This is a genomic window from Kluyvera ascorbata (assembly GCF_023195735.1).
Lineage (GTDB): Bacteria > Pseudomonadota > Gammaproteobacteria > Enterobacterales > Enterobacteriaceae > Kluyvera > Kluyvera ascorbata.
In genome coordinates, this window is the sequence record NZ_CP096201.1 from 290,591 (window position 1) to 308,804 (window position 18,214).

The following is an 18,214-nucleotide window of genomic DNA, read 5'->3' on the forward strand; positions in this document are numbered from 1 at the left end:
TATGTTTGAGTACCCTTTAGTCAAAAAAGTCTCCGTCGTGATACCGGTCTACAACGAGCAGGATAGCCTGCCGGAGTTGATCCGTCGTACCGACGCAGCCTGTGCGACGCTTAATCGTGACTATGAAATTTTGCTGGTTGATGACGGCAGTAGCGATGACTCTGCACGCATGCTGGTGGAAGCGGCGGAAGCCCCGGAAAGCCACATCGTGGCGGTGCTGCTGAACCGTAACTACGGCCAGCACTCGGCGATTATGGCGGGCTTCAGCCACGTTACCGGCGACCTTATTATCACTCTCGATGCTGACCTGCAAAACCCGCCGGAAGAAATTCCGCGCCTGGTTGAAAAGGCAGACGAAGGCTACGACGTAGTCGGCACCGTGCGCCAGAACCGTCAGGACAGCATCTTCCGTAAAACGGCGTCGAAGATGATTAACCGTTTGATCCAGCGGACCACCGGTAAAGCGATGGGCGACTACGGCTGCATGCTGCGCGCCTATCGCCGCCATATCATCGATGCGATGCTCAACTGCCACGAACGCAGCACCTTCATCCCGATTCTGGCGAACACTTTTGCTCGCCGCGCCGTGGAGATCCCGGTGATGCACGCCGAGCGTGAGTTCGGTGATTCAAAATACAGCTTTATGCGCCTCATCAACCTGATGTACGACCTGGTGACCTGTTTAACCACCACGCCGCTGCGTCTTCTGAGCGTGGTCGGTAGCGTCATCGCCGTGCTCGGCTTTGCTTTCTCCATTCTGTTAGTGGTGCTGCGCCTGGCGCTGGGCCCGGAATGGGCGGGTGACGGGGTGTTCATGCTATTCGCCATTCTGTTCATGTTTATCGGGGCTCAGTTTATCGGCATGGGCCTGCTCGGGGAGTATATCGGCCGCATCTACAACGACGTGCGCGCCCGTCCTCGTTACTTTATTCAACGTGTTGTTCGCCAGGAAAATCTGGAATCTGAAGAGGAAAATCGTTAATGAAAGCTGTTGTATTTGCCTATCACGACATGGGTTGCACCGGTATTCAGGCACTGCTGGATGCCGGATACGACATTGAGGCGATCTTCACTCACCCGGATAACGCCGGTGAAAACAACTTCTTTGGCTCCGTTGCCCGTCTGGCAGCCGAGCAGGGCATTACCGTTTATGCGCCGGAAGATGTGAATCACCCGCTGTGGGTTGACCGTATTCGTGCGATGGCGCCGGACGTGATTTTCTCCTTCTACTATCGCAACCTGCTGAGCGACGACATCCTCAATCTGGCACCGAAGGGGGCTTTCAACCTGCACGGTTCCCTGCTGCCAAAATACCGTGGCCGTGCGCCGCTGAACTGGGTGCTGGTCAACGGTGAGAAAGAGACCGGCGTTACCCTGCACCGCATGACCAACCGCGCGGATGCGGGCGACATTGTGGCGCAGCAGACTGTCGCTATTGCCGACTCTGACGTGGCGCTGTCGCTGCACCGTAAGCTGTGCGCGGCTTCCCAGACTCTGCTGGGCGATGTGCTGCCGAAAATCCGCAGCGGTCAGACTCAGGAACGTGCACAGAATGATGCAGACGCGACCTACGTGGGTCGTCGTACCCCGGAAGACGGTCGTCTGACCTGGGAAAAACCGGCGCAGGAACTGCACAACCTGGTGCGCGCGGTGAGCGATCCGTGGCCGGGCGCGTTTGGCTATGTCGGCACCAATAAATTCATCGTCTGGAAATCCCGTGTGCGCACCGATATGGCTGCCGCGAAGCCGGGTACCGTGCTGTCCGTGGCTCCACTGGTGGTTGCTTGTGGTGAGGGCGCGCTGGAAATCGTCACCGGTCAGAGCGCTAACGGCGTTTACATGCAGGGCACTCAGCTGGCGCCAGCGATGGGCCTGGTGGCCGGTGCGCTGCTCTCCAGCCGTCCGTTTGTAGCGGTGAAACGTCGTACCCGCGTGCTGATTCTGGGCGTGAACGGCTTCATCGGTAACCACCTGACCGAACGCCTGCTTCAGGATGATAACTATGAGATTTACGGTCTGGATATTGGCTCTGACGCCATCAGCCGCTTCCTCGACTGCCCGCGCTTCCACTTTGTAGAAGGCGACATCAGCATCCACTCCGAGTGGATCGAATACCACATTAAGAAATGTGACGTGGTGCTGCCACTGGTGGCAATTGCGACGCCTATCGAATATACCCGTAACCCGCTGCGCGTATTCGAACTGGACTTCGAAGAGAACCTGAAGATTATTCGTGACTGCGTGAAGTACAACAAGCGCATCATCTTCCCGTCGACTTCCGAAGTGTACGGCATGTGTACCGACGCGAACTTCGACGAAGACACCTCCAACCTGGTGGTGGGGCCAATCAGCAAACAGCGCTGGATCTACTCGGTTTCCAAACAGCTGCTGGATCGCGTGATTTGGGCTTACGGTGATAAAACCGGCCTCAAGTTTACCCTGTTCCGTCCGTTTAACTGGATGGGTCCGCGTCTGGATAACCTGAACGCCGCGCGTATCGGTAGCTCCCGTGCGATCACTCAGCTGATCCTCAACCTGGTAGAAGGTTCGCCGATCAAACTGATCGAAGGCGGCAAACAGAAACGTTGCTTCACCGACATCAGCGACGGTATCGAAGCGTTGTTCCGTATCATCGAAAACAAAGATGGCCGCTGCGATGGGCAGATCATCAACATCGGTAACCCGGACAACGAAGCAAGCATCAAAGAGCTGGCAGAAATGCTGCTCGACTGCTTCGAACGTCACCCGCTGCGCGATCGTTTCCCGCCGTTTGCTGGCTTCCGTGAAGTGGAAAGCAGCGACTACTACGGTAAAGGCTATCAGGACGTAGAGCACCGTAAGCCAAGTATTCGTAACGCTAAGCGTTTACTTGACTGGCAGCCGACGGTAGAAATGCAGCAGACCGTTGAAGAGACGCTGGACTTCTTCCTGCGCACGGTTGAACTGACGGATGAAAAATCATCATGAAAAAAGTAGGTTTGCGCGTTGATGTGGACACCTTTCGCGGTACTCGCGAGGGCGTACCACGGCTGATGGCGGTGCTCAAAAAGCACCGCGTACAGGCCAGTTTTTTCTTCAGCGTCGGGCCGGATAACATGGGGCGCCACTTGTGGCGCCTGGTAAAACCGAAGTTCTTGTGGAAGATGCTGCGCTCGCGCGCGGCATCGCTGTATGGCTGGGATATTCTCCTCGCCGGTACGGCCTGGCCTGGACGACGCATTGGTGCGGCGAACGCGGAAATCATCCGCAGCGTTGCGCAGGTACATGAAGTCGGTCTGCACGCCTGGGATCATCACCGCTGGCAGCAGTGGAGCGGCGTGTGGAAAGAGGAACAGCTGGTCGCGGAAATCGGCCGAGGTCTCAGCGAGCTGGAAGCGATTCTGGGTCGCCCGGTCACCTGTTCTGCGGTAGCCGGCTGGCGTGCGGATCAGCGCGTGGTGAAAGCCAAAGAGTCGTTCGATTTTCTCTACAACAGCGATTGTCGCGGTACGCAGCCGTTTCTTCCGCAGTTGAGTAATGGGGATACCGCTACCGTGCAGATCCCCGTCACGCTGCCAACCTGGGATGAAGCGGTGGGCAACGTGGTCAGCGCTGAAGGCTATAACCGCTGGCTGCTGGAGCAGATCCGCAAAGATACCGGTACGCCGGTATATACCATTCATGCAGAAGTTGAAGGCGGTGTCTGCGCCGAACAGTTCGATTATCTGCTGACCCTGGCGGCGCAACAGGAGATCCTGTTTTGCCCGCTGAGCCAGCTTCTTCCGGATGACTTCCGTCAGCTCCCGGTTGGGAAGGTGGTACGGGGAGAATTGGCTGGCCGTGAAGGCTGGCTTGGTCGCCAACAACTATTGAGCCCCGATGTATGAAATCCCTTCGCTATGGTATTTCGTTAGTTGCATTGTTCGTTCTTTACTATCTTCTGCCCCTCAATTTTCGGTTGCTGTGGCAGCCGGATGAAACCCGCTATGCGGAGATAAGCCGTGAAATGCTGGCCACCGGTGACTGGATTGTGCCGCATTTCCTCGGCCTGCGTTATTTTGAAAAGCCGATTGCGGGCTACTGGATCAACAGCATTGGTCAGTGGCTCTTTGGGCATAACAACTTTGGCGTGCGCTTTGGCGCGGTGTTTTCTATCACCGTATCTGCGCTGCTGGTGGCCTGGCTTGCCTGGCGTATCTGGCGCGATAAAAAAGTGGCGTTGCTGTCCGGGGTTATCTTCTTAACGGCGTTCCTGGTTTACGGTATTGGTACCTATGCGGTGCTCGACCCGATGATCACCCTGTGGATGACGCTGGCGATGTTCAGCTTCTGGCTGGCGGCATCGGCGAAAACCACCGGTGAACGTTTCTGGGGCTACGTGCTGCTCGGCATTGCCTGCGGAATGGGGGTGATGACCAAAGGGTTCCTGGCGCTGGCTGTGCCGGTGATTGCTGTACTGCCGTGGGTTATCGTACAGAAACGCTGGCGGGAGGTGCTTATCTGGGGCTGGCTGGCGGTACTGGTATGTGTACTGACCGTGTTGCCCTGGGGGCTGGCGATTGCGCAGCGTGAAGGCGACTTCTGGCGCTATTTCTTCTGGGTCGAGCATATTCAGCGCTTTGCGCAGAGCGATGCCCAGCATAAAGCGCCGTTCTGGTACTATCTGCCGTTCCTGATTGCCGGGAGCCTGCCGTGGCTGGCGCTGCTGCCGGGCGCGTTAAAGCTTGGCTGGCGCGGGCGTGAAGGGCAGAGCAGCGCATTCTATCTGCTGGGCTGGATAGTAATGCCATTCTTGTTCTTCAGTATCGCCAAAGGCAAGCTGCCAACCTATATTCTGCCGTGCTTTGCGCCGCTGGCGATGCTGATGGCGCGCTATGCGGTGGATGCGGCAAAAGTGGGGGCGAAGGCACTGCGGATTAACGGCATCATCAACATCGCTTTCGGCGTGATTGGCCTGGTGGCGGTGTTTGTTGTGTCGCCGTGGGGGCCGATGAAGCAACCGGTGTGGATGCAGATTGAGCTGTATAAGTGCGTGCTGGCAGCGGTGGCGTTCTTTGTCTGGGCGCTGATGGGCTGGCTGTCAATCAAGTCGGATGCGCAGCGTTGGACGCTGGCGGCACTCTGTCCGTTAGGACTGGCGCTGCTGGTGGGGTTTGCCATTCCGGATCGCGTGACTAACAGCAAGCAGCCGCAGTTCCTGGTGGATATTGTGAGTGAGTCTCTGACCCCGAGCCGCTATGTGCTGAGCAACAGCGTCGGTATTGCTGCTGGGCTTGCCTGGGAGCTGAACCGCAGTGATATCATCATGTATGCGCAGACGGGTGAGTTGAAATACGGTCTCGCTTATCCGGATGCCAAAGGGCGCTTCATCTCCGACAGCGATTTCCCGCAGTGGCTGGAAGCGCATCGCCAGGAGGGACCTATCTCCCTGGTGCTGCAGTTGCCGCGCAATGCTAAAGTCGTGGATTTACCGCTGCCAAAACCCGATGAGGTATATGTGATGGGACGAACCGCATTTATTCAGTATCGTCCGCAATGATAACCTGGGCCTGTCTGCTGCTCGCCAGCTTATTGAGCTGTGCCGGGCAGCTATGCCAGAAACAGGCCACGCGCCCGGCGCCAGCCGGGCAGCGTGGGCGCCATCTGTTGACCTGGCTTGGACTCGCGTTGGCGATGCTCGGGCTGGGGATGCTGCTGTGGCTGCTGGTATTACAGCAAATTCCGGTCAGCGTGGCTTATCCGATGCTGAGCCTTAATTTTGTCTGGGTGACGCTGGCGGCACGTACCATCTGGCACGAGCCGGTGAGCCGCCGTCACTGGGCGGGCGTGGCGCTGATTATTGTTGGTATTATATTGGTAGGGAGCAGCGCCTGATGGGGCTTATCTGGGCATTAATGAGCGTAGTGCTGGTCAGCGCCGCTCAATTGACGCTGCGCGTGGCAATGACCACGCTGCCCTCGGCGGAGCAGCCGCTGGTGTTCCTGCTGCATCTGCTGCATTTCGGCGACGGAACGCTGGCGCTTTTCCTCGGTCTGTTCGGTTACGTGGCGTCGATGGCCTGCTGGTTCTTTGCGCTGAAGCGGCTGCCGCTGGCAAAAGCCTATGCGTTATTGAGCCTGAGCTACATGGTGGTGTGGTGTGCCGCTATCTGGCTACCAGGCTGGCACGAACCCTTCTCCTGGCGTGGTCTGCTGGGCGTCGTGGTCATTATTGCGGGTGTTATCACCATCTTCTGGCCAAACAAATCCTCCCATACCGCGTAGCCCGGCCAAGCGAAGCGCCGCCGGGAATGACTCCGAGCCTTCCGGGGCCGGCGTAAACGCCTCGCCCGGGCTACAAAATGTGCAATAATGCCTTTTTCGTTGCATCTATAAGGGATTATCTATGCCTGCGGTCGACGCTGAGGGGCAGCTTAGCGGTCTGCGCCTCAACCTGCGTATTGTCTCCATCGTTATCTTCAACTTCGCAAGTTATCTCACCATTGGCCTGCCGCTGGCGGTACTGCCTGGCTATGTCCACGACGTTATGGGATTCAGCGCCTTCTGGGCGGGGCTGGTGATAAGTCTGCAATACTTCGCCACTCTGCTCAGTCGCCCGCACGCCGGGCGTTATGCCGACCTGCTGGGGCCAAAACGTATCGTGGTGATGGGGCTGTGCGGCTGTTTTCTCAGCGGGTTGAGCTATCTGCTGGCGGCAACGGGCAGCGACTGGCCGCTGGTGAGCCTGGTCCTGTTGTGCCTGGGGCGCGTGATCCTTGGTATCGGGCAGAGTTTTGCCGGGACGGGCTCCACGCTATGGGGCGTTGGCGTGGTGGGTTCGCCGCATATTGGCCGGGTGATCTCATGGAACGGGATTGTCACCTACGGTGCGATGGCGATGGGCGCGCCGCTCGGCGTAGTGTGTTACCGCTATGTGGGTCTACAAGGGCTGGCATTGGCGATTATGGTCGTGGCCGCCGTCGCCATCCTGTGCGCGCTGCCGCGTGCAGAAGTGAAAGCCAAAAAGGGCAAGCCGATGTCCTTTCGCGCGGTGTTGGGGCGCGTCTGGCCTTACGGTATGGCGCTGGCATTGGCCTCCGCTGGCTTTGGCGTTATCGCTACCTTTATCACCTTGTTCTATGACGCGAAAGGCTGGGACGGCGCGGCGTTTGCGCTCACCCTCTTTAGCTGTGCATTCGTAGGCACACGTCTGCTGTTCCCGAACGGTATCAACCGCCTCGGCGGCCTGAACGTGGCGATGATCTGTTTCTCGGTGGAGATTGTTGGCCTGCTGCTGGTGGGCGTGGCGGAAACGCCGCTGATGGCAAAAATCGGCACCTTCTTCGCGGGAGCGGGATTCTCACTGGTGTTCCCGGCGCTGGGCGTTGTCGCGGTGAAGGCCGTACCGCAGCAAAACCAAGGGTCGGCGCTGGCCACCTACACCGTGTTTATGGATTTATCGCTGGGTATTACCGGCCCGCTGGCCGGGCTGATGATGGCGTGGATGGGGATTTCGACGATTTACATTGCCGCAGCGGGGCTGGTGGCGGTGGCGCTGCTGCTGGGATGGCAGCTAAAAAAACGGCCCCTGGCGTAAGTACGCGAGAGGCCGTGTCGCGGTCAGCAAAACTTAGTTGATGACCAGCGTATTGATGATTTTCTCAGCGTCAGATTGCGCCTGCTGCTGGTTGTCCGCTGGCAGCGTAACCTGCATAGTCAGCAGCTTGCCATCGATTTTACCCAGTACGACGGAAGAGTACGCGGTCTGCCCTTTCGCGGAGATGATGCTGTCGAGCTGTTGCAGCGTGTGGCCTTTCACCTCGATGGATTTATTGGTCACCACCTGCAGCTGCGGGTCGCGGCTGCGCTGCTGATCTTCAAGACGTTTTGCCATCACCGCTAAATCTTCGGTGGTGTCGTCGCCAACGATGACGATGACCGCTTTCATGCCGGTGGCGTCAGAGTAAACGTGCATGTTATTGCTCTGGGTGCCCAGCTTACCGCTCTGGTCGGTCATCCCGGCTGGCAGCGTAAAGCTCAGCTTACCGTCTAACAGATTGATTGCCTGACCTGCGGCATCGCTTGCGGCAGCCGAACCCTGTGCAGGGGTGCTGGTGTCGCTGTTGTCACAGGCCGCAAGGCCCATCACCAGCAGGCCAATACCAGCATATTTCACCAATTTGCGCATTGACATCTTCCTTTCGATAAATAGCCACTAACGGCTCATCTGCGTATCTTATCACAACCCGTGTAATGAACTCTCAACCTGGCTGCATTGCTGACAAATCAGATTTATCTGCCAGCTTTTTCAATAGCATATTCAGCAGTACGCCGTACATCGGCAGGAAGAAAACAATGCTGATCAGCACTTTAAAGCAGTAGTCCACGAGGGCGATTTCCACCCAGTGCGTGGCCATGAACGGGTCGGTGCTGCGCCAGAAGGCGATAAAGAAGAACGCCAGCGTGTCGCTGATGTTGCCGAACAGCGTAGAGGCCGTTGGTGCGAGCCACCAGTGGCGACTCTGACGCAGGCGGTTGAACACGTGTACGTCAAGGATCTGCCCCAGGGCATAGGCCATAAAGCTGGCGGCGGCGATACGGGCCACGAACAGGTTAAAGTGCGCCAGCGCGCCGAAACCTTGCCATTCGCCCATATAGAACAACGACGAAATGACGTAGGAGATCATCAGCGCCGGGACCATCACCGCGAAAACGATACGGCGAGCCAACGGTGCGCCAAAGATTCGCACGGTCAGGTCAGTCGCGAGGAAGATAAACGGAAAGCTAAACGCGCCCCAGGTGGTCTGGAAGCCGAAAATAGAGACCGGCAGCTGTACCAGATAGTTACTGGAAGTGATCACCAGCAGGTGAAATAGCGATAGCCAAACCAGCGCATGACGGCGCTGTAAGGATGTAAAGGGAGTCATATTGTACCTTTTTAGTGGTTGGGGTGAGGGAACCCAATAAGTCTGCAAACCCATTGCAGGGGCGGAATGATACTGCTTTCGCGTTTCATTGCAATGGTTGTTTTTCGCGCAATCGTTAACCTGGTTGCGTTGAGGCAAGGTCAGCGTAAACTAAGCGCGTTTTTTCTGACGACGAGATTCTCATGACCGATTTGTTTTCCAGCCCCGACCACACCTTAGACGCGCAAGGGCTACGCTGCCCGGAACCGGTAATGATGGTGCGTAAAACCGTGCGGACGATGCCAGTGGGGGAAACGCTGCTGGTGATTGCCGACGATCCTGCCACCACGCGCGATATTCCCGGTTTTTGCCGTTTTATGGAGCATGAGCTGATTGCCCAGCAAACCGAGTCTTTGCCGTACCAGTATTTGCTGCGTAAGCGCCATTAATCGGCATCGAGCCAACCTGGGGTCGGCGTAAACGCCTCGCCCGGGCTACAGATCTAGCACCGTAGCCCGGCCAAGCGGAGCGCCGCCGGGGAAGGGCACCGAAGCAACGTAATTACGCACTAAACTTCCCGCGCAGCAGTCGCAGCGCGTTCAACGTCACCAGCACCGTCGCACCCGTATCCGCCAACACCGCCAGCCACAGACCGGTTATACCGAGCAGCGTGGTAATAAGGAAAATCCCCTTCAGCCCCAGCGCAATAGCGATGTTTTGTCGGACGTTGGCGTGAGTGGCGCGCGCCAGGCGAATCATCTGCACCAGCCCGGTCAGACGGTTATGCGTCAGTGCTGCATCGGCGGTTTCCAGCGCCACGTCGGTGCCGCTGCCCATCGCGATACCCATCGCAGCGGCCTTCATTGCCGGGGCGTCGTTAATCCCGTCGCCCACCATCGCCAGCGGCCCCTGAGCGTTCAGCGCCGTCACTTCATTGACCTTATCAGCAGGCAGCAGGTTGGCACGGTAGTCCATCCCTAACTCATCGGCAATGGCGGCGGCGGCACGCGGGTTATCCCCGGTCAGAATGATGCCCTGAATGCCTAACTCACGCAGGCCGTCGACCGCCTGATGCGCCTCCTGGCGTACCGTATCGCGCAGCGCCACAATTCCCAGTAGCGTCTCGCCGCGAGTTACCAGCACCACGGTATTGCCCTGGCTTTCCAGTTGCTGGATCTCGTCCTGATGATCAGGAGCCGGGAACTTGCCTGCCGCGCAGATAACGATGCGCTGACCGTCTACGTTGGCTTCAATACCGGAACCTACGAGCGTACGCTGCTCAGCGGCTTGAGGAATGGTCAACCCACGCTGCTGCGCTTCGCGCACCACGGCCTGTGCCAACGGGTGGGTGGAGCCTTGCTCCACCGCGGCGGCCAGCGCCAGCAGATTTTCTTCGCTCAGTTCGGCCGTTGGGATAACCGTTGTTACCTGTGGTTTGCCGAGCGTCAGGGTACCGGTTTTATCAAAGGCCATCTGGGTGATGCGCCCCAGTTGCTCCAGCGCTGCGCCGCCTTTAATCAGCGCACCGTGGCGTGCGGCGGTGGCAAGACCTGAGGTAATCGCTGCCGGCGTCGAGATAACCAGCGCGCACGGACAGCCAATCAACAGCAGCGTCAGCCCTTTGTAGATCCACTCCTCCCACGAGGCGGCAAACAGCAGCGGCGGCACCAGCGTCACCAGCAGCGCGACGGCCATAATCGCCGGGGTATAGATGCGGCTGAAACGGTCAATAAAGCGCTCGATAGGCGCACGACGTTCCTCGGCCTCTTCAATCAGGCGCAGAATACGGTCGATGGCGCTATCGCCAGGCTTCGAGATAACGCTCAGCTGCACCAAGCGGTCAGCGCTGGTTGCACCCGCTGGCACGCTCTCGCCCGCGCTGCGCTCAACCGGAATGGATTCGCCGGTTAAGGCGCTCTCATCAAAGCTAGCGAACGGCGTGATGAGCTTCCCGTCGGCAGGCAAACGCCCGCCGGCGGCCACTTCAATCACATCGCCCGGCTGAAGATCCTTCTGGGCGACGGTTTCACGCTGACCGTCACGCACGCGCACGGCGGTGTCTGGCTTCAGCGCCATTAATGCACTCACACCCTGACGCGCGCGGTTAGCCGCCCAGCCTTCAAGGCGTTCGCCAATTAAGAACAGTAGCAGCACCATTGCGGCTTCCGCCGTCGCGCCGATAAACAACGCGCCGATGGCCGCGACGCTCATCAGCGTTTCAATAGCGAACCAGCTACCGCTTTTCATCAGGCGCAGTGCCTGGCGGGCGATAGGGTAGAGCCCGACAAGCGTAGTGGCGATAAACGCCAGGTTGCCCAGCGGATGGTTGAACTGCTCCAGGCCCCAGCTAATCGCCATCATCACGGCGAGCGCGATAAGCGGCAGGTTTTCCTGCCAGCGTGAGGTGCTCTCTTCGGCCTTCGGCTCGCTGTCGCTACGCAGCGTATAGCCGGCGGCGCTCACAGCTTTCTCCACCTGAGTACGGATGTCGTCATCGGCATCAACCAGCAGCTTTTCGGTGGCAAACAGGACTTTGACCTGCTTTACGCCAGCGACCTGACTTACGGCGGTTTCGACTTTACGGGCGCAGGCGGCGCAGTCCATGCCGTTGACGACCCAGATATAGCGGGCGTCCAGCGTTGGTTCTGCTACGGGCTCAGTCGTTGCACATTGGCTGTCGCAGCAGCAGTCGTCCTGCGGCTGTGGCGCAGGCGCGAGCTTAAAGGATGAGAATTGGGGGGCTTTATTGTGACGAGTCTCTGGAGTCGACATCGTATCCTCCGATTAATGATCGTTGCTTCATTAAACGCAGCATACACTCTGGAGTCGACTCCAGAGTCAAGCAAGAAATTACAGGTAAAGCGCGCGAACGATAAAGAAATGCCCGGCAAAATAGCAGGCGGCATAGATTGCCGTATCTGCACGGAAGCGGCAGCGATATTTGCTCACCAGCCAGACGATATTGCCTAACAGCAGTAAACCTGCGCCGAAGAAGCCCGAAAGTGCCGTATCCGTCGGGCGCAGGAACCAGAGTTCACCGGCAACCCAGACCATCACCAGCGTCATGCCAATAAAGGCCAGCACAGGTAAACGCATCTCTTCGAGGCGCGTCCAGATAATGGCCAGCCAGAGTGCACCGATAACCAGCAGAATGACCGGCAGCGGCCAGAAGAAGGTGAAGGTCAGTTGTCCGGCAAACCAAATGGTGTACAACAAATGCGACAGGAAAAACGCGCCCACGGCGTACAGCATGCGCTGACGCGGTAATAGCGTTAACGCATCGCCAATCAATGACGCACATAGACCCGCGAGTACGAGGTAGCTGATGGCGTTAAACATTGGGGCCTGCCAGGCGAGAAACAGCAATAAGATTAGGGTGATAGGTTTGAATGCCCAGCGCTGCCAGGCGGGCCCACGGTAGGCTGCATCCACGTAGAGCCAGCCTGAGAAGAATACTGCGATAAACGACCAAAGCATAATAAGTCCCTGTATCTGTTATCTTAATAGGTACTGTACCGCCAGTCTTGAATGTCCAGTGTAGTAGCCGTAGCCGCCAGATGACAATGGCATACTGCGTTGTTTACTATGATTTGCGTAAATTCTTAAGAGAACCTGAAATGAGCAAGATGCCGCTTTTCTTCATCGTCGTTGTTGCCATTATCGTCGTGGCCGCGTCGTTCCGCTTTGTTCAGCAACGCCGGGAGAAAATGGACAACGACGCCGCACCGCTGATGCAAAAGCGGGTGGTGGTGAGTAACAAGCGCGAGAAGGTGCTGAACGACCGCCGTTCACGTCAGCAGGCGGTGACGCCAGCCGGTAGTGAAATGCGCTATGACGTGAGCTTTAAGCCGGAGCAGGGCGGGCTGGAGGTGAGTTTCCGCGTAGAAGCGGAGCAGTATCATCAGCTGACGGTGGGCGATAGGGGGACGCTGAGCTACAAAGGTTCGCGCTTTGTCGATTTTAAGGCCGAATAGGGAGCGATATCGCCCATTGATGGAGTTGTGTCAAAGGGCGATAGTTTTTTTTATACTGATACTCGTAATACAACGCTCTCATATATTGAAATCACATATCAATTCTTTTAAATATATTACCTCTGATTGATATTTTAATTTGTTTTTTGTTGCGGTTTGAAATATAGAGTTAGTCATCATTTATTTTTTGCGCTATAAATATCCTTGTTTTTTTATTTGATTTATACGGTTTTTATTTCGTTTAATTATTAGTCGTGTCTATACATAAGGATATTATATGGCAAATACAATTTGGTTGACGCTGAATGGTCAATCTCAGGGATTAATTTCGGCGGGCTGTTCTGCCGTTGATTCAATTGGGAATAAAGCTCAGTTGGTACACCACGATCAGATTATGGTCATGGCAATTTCACATGGAATGAACCGTGAGCAGAACGTGAATCATCAGTCCATGACGATAGTGAAACCAGTGGATAAAGCTTCGCCATTGCTGGGGAAAGCTATCAATGATAATGAAGAACTCACCTGCGAATTTAGCTTTTACCGAACGAATAGAATGGGATTTAACGAGCTTTACTACACGATAAAATTGACGAAAGCCAGAATTTCCAGCATCCACCTTCACGTCCCTCACACCATTGATGATAGCGCCGGGCAACCCGAAGAATCTATTGAACTGTGCTATGAGTCAATTAGCTGGGAACATCATATAGCGGGAACCAGTGGATATAGCCTTTGGGAAGAACGTATTTTTTAAGGGAATGTATATGGTTGGTTATGTTGATTGGATTAATCAAAACTCAAATGATCTGCTTAGAGAAAACAATAGGGAGCTTGTCAGGCGCTTTGAAGACGATATTCGGGCGCTTAAGCAGCGGCTAGATAAAGATGCACAACACGTCATGCTGCTGTCGCTGGAGGAGGCGCAGGGCGTTATTGACGATCTGCTAAAAAGCAACGCCATGTCGCAGGCCACCACCTATGCGGGAAATATTAAGGATGCAGCAGGTGGTGCGGCAAATATTGTGAAACTGATCTCATATAAAGATGCCGGGAAGATTGTTTTTACGCTTAAAGGGTTGGGGGTTAAGGCTGTTCAATACTCTTATGGTGGGAAAATGTATGTGAAAATCACCGGCTATCCTTCCTTGCGGCGAATTCTTAATGGGACCCGCTATCGCGTCAATCACCCCAAGCTTCTGGAGTTAGGGATTGGTAAAGCAGGCGTTCGGGCAGGAACTATCTCTGGAGCAAAGTTTTGCATCTGGTTTTCAGCCTGCTGGCGGCTTGTCGAGTTAATTTTTAGATCTGACCACGATGTCGCGGCCTTTCTGGGAAATATCACTATGGATGTGGCTAAGGTGATTGTGACGATTTTTGTTACTGAGGTGGTTGTTGGGGGAGTGGCGCCACTGGCGACGGCATTATCAGCAAGTTTGGTTGTGCCTGTTTGGGGAGAAATTGTTATTGTTGTTGTTCTCGGTATCATTATTACGTCTGAATTAAATGATTATGATATAGATAATAACTTATCAAAAAAATTGATTGAATGCATTCGTAACGGAATAAATGAACAACAGAGCATTGATGAGTGGAATTACAAACATTCTTCTGTATTTTCCCGTTCGTTATTGCGAGGGGGTTATTAATTTGGATATTTACACTCATATAAAAAATAGATGTATAATATTAACTGGTTCAGCAATTATTTCCTATGTGACTTATTCTACCTTTACCAGTTGTATTGTAAAAATTATGTATGTCGTGAATGCTCGAAGTATCGTCTATTTTAGCTGGCAATCAGTGCCTTTAGTGCTATTTGTCCCGACGGCAATTTATTTCATTATTCTCTTTATGTCTGCTTTTTTTTCAAAGAATCTAGCTCCATATAGGATTCTCCAGCGGGGGATGAATATTGCGCTGGGTTATGGGGGGGCAGCCATTGTCCTTGGTGTTATAATTTCCATTATTGTTCCATTCTATCTTCTTAGTAACGGCTATGTTTACTGTTATGGTGGAGGACCATTTTCAAGTGTTTTTTATACAAAAAATGAATCAATTTGCGAACAAATGAACATTGTCTGGGATAGTGAGGGGAGCAAAGCAATCCAAAAACTTAACGATAAACTTGATTCAATGACGTTTTCCGGTAAAAACTGAAAAAGGAAAATTAATTTGGACGTTTATACTCATATAAAAAACAGATGTATAGTACTAACAGGATCAACAATTATCTCGTATGTGATTTACTCTACATATAGTATGTGTATAAAGGATGTTATGGGAGTTGTAAATTCACGTAGTATTATAAATTTTTGTTGGCAGTCCTTGCCTTTAGTACTTGTTGTACCGACTGCGGTATATTTTGTTTTTCTCTTCATGTCTGCTTTTTTTTCAAGGGATCTGACTCCCAACAAAATGCTCCATCGAGGGATGAGTATTGCACTGGGGTATGGGGGAATAACCCTTGTGTTGGGTACTGTTATCTCAATTATCACCCCATTTTATCTACTTAGTTCTGACTATGTTTACTGCTACGGTGGCGGGCCATTTTCAGGTATTTATTACACAAAAAATGAGCCAATTTGCCAGCTGACGAAAATTGCTTGGGATAACGGAGGTGTTAAGGAAATTAACAAGCTAAACGATAAACTTGATTCCATCCAGTCACACCAATAAAAGCAACATCGCATTTGAAGCCCGATGAGTAAAATCGCATCGGGCAATTTTATTACTACTTCTTCTTCAAGCTCGCGCCGATTTTTTTCTGCCACACCAGCAGTTCAAACACACCGAAGAGGAAGATGCGTACCTTCTCGCCGCGGCTCATTTGCGGGCCGTCTTTTGGCATCGTCGACTGCAGCAGCGCCATCTGCATACCGTGCATCAGCACCATAAAAATCAGCGCAACGTTAACGAAAATGTTCAGCGGGCGCGGGAACGGGTGAACCAGGTTCAGCACCAGAAACGCCCATACGCACAGCATCAGCGCGCGCCCAAGATTAATCAGCATCACTTTCTCCCTGCACTTCACGATGATAGAGACGGTAGGCCACCTGACCGGCGATTTTTTCCCGATGCAGGTCCCAGTTGACCGGCACCGGCGGCAGACCGTTTTCGACTTCGCTTTCTACATAGATGAGTGCGCTATCGGCCAGCCAACCGTTGGCTTCCAGTAAGTTTAACGTCTCTTCCAGTAATCCCTTCCGGAATGGCGGATCGACAAAAATAATATCATGCGGCGTGCCTGGCTGAGCGAGGAATGCGAGGGTGTTCGTATTCACCACTTTGCCCTGTGCGGCGTTTAGCGTCGCGAGATTTTTTTGTAGCTGCTGCGCAACGGAACGCTCCATCTCCAGTAGCGTTGTGCTGGCGGCATAGCGGGAGAGTGCTTCCAGCCCTAACGCGCCGCTTCCGGCGAAGCAGTCCAGGCAACGGGCATCGACCATTGAGGGGGCCAGCCAGTTGAAAAGGGTCTCACGCACGCGATCGGTGGTGGGTCTGAGGCCCGGACTATCAGGAACGGGAAGTTTACGGCCGCGCCACTGACCGCCAATAATGCGGATCTGGCCCATGCCGCCGGAAGTTGGTTTTTTCATTTGCTTGCTCTGGTCGCTCTTTCGGCCTGCTATTCTAGCTTTCTGCCCTGCCGGGTGAAAGCGGTGAAGCCAGGGAAGTTAAGTGGTAGACTAACCGACTAATTTCATCATTATTTTAGCCTTCGCGTCGATTATGGCGAAGTGGCGCCATCAAAAACAGCGGGGAGTGTGGTTGCAAATGGCAAAAGAAAAAAAACGTGGCTTTTTTTCCTGGCTGGGCTTTGGGCAGAAAGAACAGGATCAGGTTGTTGAATCAGAAGAAAAAATTGAAGAGCAGTCGGTAGCTGAAACGCCGTCTGCTGAGCCTGAAACGGTTGCTGAAGAGACGCCGCGCGTCGAAGAAGCGCAAGCACCTGTTGAAGACGTTGCTGAACCACACACCATCGCGGAAAGCGAAGCATTTGCCGAAGAAGTGGTTGAAGTCACTGAACAGGTTGCTGAACGCGAAATCGCGCAGACCGAAGCGGTTGAAGAAATTCAGCCAGAAGTCGTCGACGTCGTTGAGCCGGGTGCCGAAGTACAGCCAGAAGTGGTTGAAGCCGTTGAGCCGGTTGCTGAAGTGCAGCCAGAAGCGGTTGAAGCCGTTGAGCCGGTTGCCGAAGTACAGCCAGAAGTGGTTGAAGCCGTTGAACCGGTTGCCGAAGTACAGCCAGAAGCGGTTGAAGTCGTCGAACCGGTTGTCGAAGCACAGCCAGAAATGGTTGAAGAGATTGAACCTGAGGCCGTAGACGAATTAACCGACGAAGAACTGGAAGCGCAGGCGCTGGCCGCTGAGTCGGAAAACGAAGCGGTGGAAGAAGAAGCTGCCGTTGAAGAATCTACGGACGACGTGCAGCAGGAGCAGGAAAAACCGACCAAAGAAGGTTTCTTCGCGCGCCTCAAACGCAGCCTATTAAAAACCAAAGAAAACCTCGGTTCCGGATTTATCAGTCTGTTCCGCGGCAAGAAAATCGACGATGATCTGTTTGAAGAGCTGGAAGAGCAGTTGTTGATTGCCGACGTTGGCGTGGAAACCACCCGTAAAATCATCAATAACCTGACCGAAACCGCCAGCCGTAAACAGCTGCGCGACGCTGAAGCGCTGTACGGTCTGTTAAAAGATGAAATGGGTGAAATTCTCGCAAAAGTGGATGAACCGCTTAATATTGAAGGCAAAACGCCATTCGTTATTTTGATGGTCGGCGTAAACGGCGTGGGTAAAACCACCACCATCGGCAAGCTGGCGCGTCAGTTCGAGCAGCAGGGCAAGACGGTGATGCTGGCGGCGGGCGATACCTTCCGTGCGGCGGCGGTAGAGCAGCTGCAGGTCTGGGGCCAGCGCAACAAGATTCCGGTTATCGCGCAGCACACTGGCGCTGATTCCGCATCGGTCATTTTCGATGCCATCCAGGCGGCGAAAGCGCGTAACGTTGACGTACTAATTGCTGATACCGCTGGGCGTTTGCAGAACAAATCGCACCTGATGGAAGAGCTGAAGAAAATTGTTCGCGTGATGAAGAAACTCGACGTGGATGCGCCGCACGAAGTGATGCTGACTATCGACGCCAGCACCGGGCAGAACGCCATCAGCCAGGCCAAACTGTTCCATGAGGCCGTTGGCCTGACCGGCATCACGTTGACTAAACTCGACGGTACTGCCAAGGGTGGGGTGATATTCTCCGTGGCGGACCAGTTCGGCATTCCGATTCGCTATATCGGCGTCGGTGAACGTATTGAGGACTTACGTCCGTTTAAAGCGGGCGATTTTATTGAGGCACTTTTTGCCCGAGAGGATTAAT

The 18,214-nt window shown here is 54.5% G+C and carries 20 protein-coding genes; 14 read left to right on the plus strand and 6 right to left on the minus strand.

The annotated features are described in order from the left end of the window. Window position 1 precedes the first annotated feature (1 nt). From arnC to MY052_RS01335, 7 genes are all read left to right on the plus strand, one after another. Entirely contained in the window at window positions 2-982 is a 981-nt protein-coding gene (gene arnC, locus MY052_RS01305; protein WP_185667379.1) for an undecaprenyl-phosphate 4-deoxy-4-formamido-L-arabinose transferase, read from the plus strand. After that, window positions 982-2,967 carry a bifunctional UDP-4-amino-4-deoxy-L-arabinose formyltransferase/UDP-glucuronic acid oxidase ArnA gene (arnA, locus tag MY052_RS01310; protein WP_248538089.1) on the plus strand — a complete coding sequence of 662 codons (1,986 nt, stop codon included), beginning with the start codon at window positions 982-984 and terminating at the stop codon, window positions 2,965-2,967. Before arnC ends, arnA begins: the two co-directional genes overlap by 1 nt. Next, window positions 2,964-3,866, plus strand: a complete 903-nt coding sequence (gene arnD / locus MY052_RS01315; protein WP_248538090.1) for a 4-deoxy-4-formamido-L-arabinose-phosphoundecaprenol deformylase — start codon at window positions 2,964-2,966, stop codon at window positions 3,864-3,866. The genes arnA and arnD overlap by 4 nt, the downstream gene beginning before the upstream one ends. Then, entirely contained in the window at window positions 3,863-5,518 is a 1,656-nt protein-coding gene (gene arnT, locus MY052_RS01320) for a lipid IV(A) 4-amino-4-deoxy-L-arabinosyltransferase (RefSeq protein WP_202217030.1), read from the plus strand. Before arnD ends, arnT begins: the two co-directional genes overlap by 4 nt. Next, window positions 5,515-5,853: a 4-amino-4-deoxy-L-arabinose-phosphoundecaprenol flippase subunit ArnE gene (arnE, locus tag MY052_RS01325; protein ID WP_123650902.1), complete on the plus strand. Its 339-nt coding sequence runs from the start codon at window positions 5,515-5,517 to the stop codon at window positions 5,851-5,853. Before arnT ends, arnE begins: the two co-directional genes overlap by 4 nt. After that, on the plus strand, window positions 5,853-6,242 hold the full coding sequence (gene arnF / locus MY052_RS01330) for a 4-amino-4-deoxy-L-arabinose-phosphoundecaprenol flippase subunit ArnF (RefSeq protein ID WP_035894820.1): 390 nt from the start codon (window positions 5,853-5,855) through the stop codon (window positions 6,240-6,242). Before arnE ends, arnF begins: the two co-directional genes overlap by 1 nt. Window positions 6,243-6,363: 121 nt before the next feature. After that, a complete protein-coding gene (locus MY052_RS01335) occupies window positions 6,364-7,554 on the plus strand; it encodes an MFS transporter (RefSeq protein ID WP_248538091.1) in 1,191 nt (396 codons plus the stop codon). A gap of 33 nt (window positions 7,555-7,587) precedes the next feature. On the opposite strand, the gene MY052_RS01340 is transcribed toward MY052_RS01335, so the two are convergent. After that, window positions 7,588-8,145, minus strand: a complete 558-nt coding sequence (locus tag MY052_RS01340) for a DcrB family lipoprotein (RefSeq protein WP_035894816.1) — start codon at window positions 8,143-8,145, stop codon at window positions 7,588-7,590. A gap of 73 nt (window positions 8,146-8,218) precedes the next feature. Then, the gene (locus MY052_RS01345; protein WP_248538092.1) at window positions 8,219-8,884 is read right to left on the minus strand and encodes a 7-cyano-7-deazaguanine/7-aminomethyl-7-deazaguanine transporter; all 666 of its coding nucleotides are present in this window, start codon (window positions 8,882-8,884) and stop codon (window positions 8,219-8,221) included. Between the two features lie 182 nt (window positions 8,885-9,066). Between MY052_RS01345 and tusA the strand changes: the two genes are divergently transcribed. Continuing rightward, window positions 9,067-9,312: a sulfurtransferase TusA gene (gene tusA / locus MY052_RS01350; protein ID WP_035894813.1), complete on the plus strand. Its 246-nt coding sequence runs from the start codon at window positions 9,067-9,069 to the stop codon at window positions 9,310-9,312. Between the two features lie 112 nt (window positions 9,313-9,424). On the opposite strand, the gene zntA is transcribed toward tusA, so the two are convergent. Then, entirely contained in the window at window positions 9,425-11,635 is a 2,211-nt protein-coding gene (zntA, locus tag MY052_RS01355; protein ID WP_248538093.1) for a Zn(II)/Cd(II)/Pb(II) translocating P-type ATPase ZntA, read from the minus strand. Between the two features lie 78 nt (window positions 11,636-11,713). After that, on the minus strand, window positions 11,714-12,340 hold the full coding sequence (locus MY052_RS01360; protein WP_248538094.1) for a lysoplasmalogenase: 627 nt from the start codon (window positions 12,338-12,340) through the stop codon (window positions 11,714-11,716). Window positions 12,341-12,480: 140 nt separating this feature from the next. Here MY052_RS01360 and MY052_RS01365 point away from each other — a divergent pair, with 140 nt between their 5' ends. The 5 genes from MY052_RS01365 to MY052_RS01385 all read left to right on the plus strand — a co-directional run bounded on the left by MY052_RS01365 (window position 12,481) and on the right by MY052_RS01385 (window position 15,516). Beyond that, window positions 12,481-12,837: a DUF2500 domain-containing protein gene (locus MY052_RS01365; protein ID WP_248538095.1), complete on the plus strand. Its 357-nt coding sequence runs from the start codon at window positions 12,481-12,483 to the stop codon at window positions 12,835-12,837. A gap of 277 nt (window positions 12,838-13,114) precedes the next feature. Then, window positions 13,115-13,594, plus strand: a complete 480-nt coding sequence (locus MY052_RS01370) for an Hcp family type VI secretion system effector (protein ID WP_202217034.1) — start codon at window positions 13,115-13,117, stop codon at window positions 13,592-13,594. Between the two features lie 10 nt (window positions 13,595-13,604). Next, window positions 13,605-14,486 carry a hypothetical protein gene (locus tag MY052_RS01375; RefSeq protein WP_248538096.1) on the plus strand — a complete coding sequence of 294 codons (882 nt, stop codon included), beginning with the start codon at window positions 13,605-13,607 and terminating at the stop codon, window positions 14,484-14,486. A gap of 1 nt (window position 14,487) precedes the next feature. Then, window positions 14,488-14,997, plus strand: a complete 510-nt coding sequence (locus MY052_RS01380) for a hypothetical protein (protein ID WP_248538097.1) — start codon at window positions 14,488-14,490, stop codon at window positions 14,995-14,997. Between the two features lie 120 nt (window positions 14,998-15,117). Then, window positions 15,118-15,516, plus strand: coding sequence for a hypothetical protein (locus MY052_RS01385; protein WP_202217037.1), 399 nt, complete (start codon window positions 15,118-15,120; stop codon window positions 15,514-15,516). Window positions 15,517-15,571: 55 nt separating this feature from the next. Here MY052_RS01385 and MY052_RS01390 read toward each other — a convergent pair whose 3' ends face one another. After that, window positions 15,572-15,850, minus strand: coding sequence for a DUF1145 family protein (locus MY052_RS01390; RefSeq protein ID WP_035894809.1), 279 nt, complete (start codon window positions 15,848-15,850; stop codon window positions 15,572-15,574). Continuing rightward, window positions 15,840-16,436, minus strand: coding sequence for a 16S rRNA (guanine(966)-N(2))-methyltransferase (rsmD, locus tag MY052_RS01395; protein ID WP_248538098.1), 597 nt, complete (start codon window positions 16,434-16,436; stop codon window positions 15,840-15,842). The genes MY052_RS01390 and rsmD overlap by 11 nt, the downstream gene beginning before the upstream one ends. 178 nt (window positions 16,437-16,614) lie before the next feature. Between rsmD and ftsY the strand changes: the two genes are divergently transcribed. After that, window positions 16,615-18,213, plus strand: coding sequence for a signal recognition particle-docking protein FtsY (ftsY, locus tag MY052_RS01400; protein ID WP_248538099.1), 1,599 nt, complete (start codon window positions 16,615-16,617; stop codon window positions 18,211-18,213). Window position 18,214: the final 1 nt, after the last annotated feature.

What these genes read in the sequence shown, in the direction of transcription:
- arnC (WP_185667379.1), top strand. Translation starts at nt 2, where the DNA reads ATGTTTGAGTACCCTTTAGTCAAAAAAGTCTCCGTCGTGATACCGGTC.
- arnA (WP_248538089.1), top strand. Translation starts at nt 982, where the DNA reads ATGAAAGCTGTTGTATTTGCCTATCACGACATGGGTTGCACCGGTATT.
- arnD (WP_248538090.1), top strand. Translation starts at nt 2,964, where the DNA reads ATGAAAAAAGTAGGTTTGCGCGTTGATGTGGACACCTTTCGCGGTACT.
- arnT (WP_202217030.1), top strand. Translation starts at nt 3,863, where the DNA reads ATGAAATCCCTTCGCTATGGTATTTCGTTAGTTGCATTGTTCGTTCTT.
- arnE (WP_123650902.1), top strand. Translation starts at nt 5,515, where the DNA reads ATGATAACCTGGGCCTGTCTGCTGCTCGCCAGCTTATTGAGCTGTGCC.
- arnF (WP_035894820.1), top strand. Translation starts at nt 5,853, where the DNA reads ATGGGGCTTATCTGGGCATTAATGAGCGTAGTGCTGGTCAGCGCCGCT.
- MY052_RS01335 (WP_248538091.1), top strand. Translation starts at nt 6,364, where the DNA reads ATGCCTGCGGTCGACGCTGAGGGGCAGCTTAGCGGTCTGCGCCTCAAC.
- MY052_RS01340 (WP_035894816.1), bottom strand. Translation starts at nt 8,145, where the DNA reads ATGCGCAAATTGGTGAAATATGCTGGTATTGGCCTGCTGGTGATGGGC.
- MY052_RS01345 (WP_248538092.1), bottom strand. Translation starts at nt 8,884, where the DNA reads ATGACTCCCTTTACATCCTTACAGCGCCGTCATGCGCTGGTTTGGCTA.
- tusA (WP_035894813.1), top strand. Translation starts at nt 9,067, where the DNA reads ATGACCGATTTGTTTTCCAGCCCCGACCACACCTTAGACGCGCAAGGG.
- zntA (WP_248538093.1), bottom strand. Translation starts at nt 11,635, where the DNA reads ATGTCGACTCCAGAGACTCGTCACAATAAAGCCCCCCAATTCTCATCC.
- MY052_RS01360 (WP_248538094.1), bottom strand. Translation starts at nt 12,340, where the DNA reads ATGCTTTGGTCGTTTATCGCAGTATTCTTCTCAGGCTGGCTCTACGTG.
- MY052_RS01365 (WP_248538095.1), top strand. Translation starts at nt 12,481, where the DNA reads ATGAGCAAGATGCCGCTTTTCTTCATCGTCGTTGTTGCCATTATCGTC.
- MY052_RS01370 (WP_202217034.1), top strand. Translation starts at nt 13,115, where the DNA reads ATGGCAAATACAATTTGGTTGACGCTGAATGGTCAATCTCAGGGATTA.
- MY052_RS01375 (WP_248538096.1), top strand. Translation starts at nt 13,605, where the DNA reads ATGGTTGGTTATGTTGATTGGATTAATCAAAACTCAAATGATCTGCTT.
- MY052_RS01385 (WP_202217037.1), top strand. Translation starts at nt 15,118, where the DNA reads ATGGGAGTTGTAAATTCACGTAGTATTATAAATTTTTGTTGGCAGTCC.
- MY052_RS01390 (WP_035894809.1), bottom strand. Translation starts at nt 15,850, where the DNA reads ATGCTGATTAATCTTGGGCGCGCGCTGATGCTGTGCGTATGGGCGTTT.
- rsmD (WP_248538098.1), bottom strand. Translation starts at nt 16,436, where the DNA reads ATGAAAAAACCAACTTCCGGCGGCATGGGCCAGATCCGCATTATTGGC.
- ftsY (WP_248538099.1), top strand. Translation starts at nt 16,615, where the DNA reads ATGGCAAAAGAAAAAAAACGTGGCTTTTTTTCCTGGCTGGGCTTTGGG.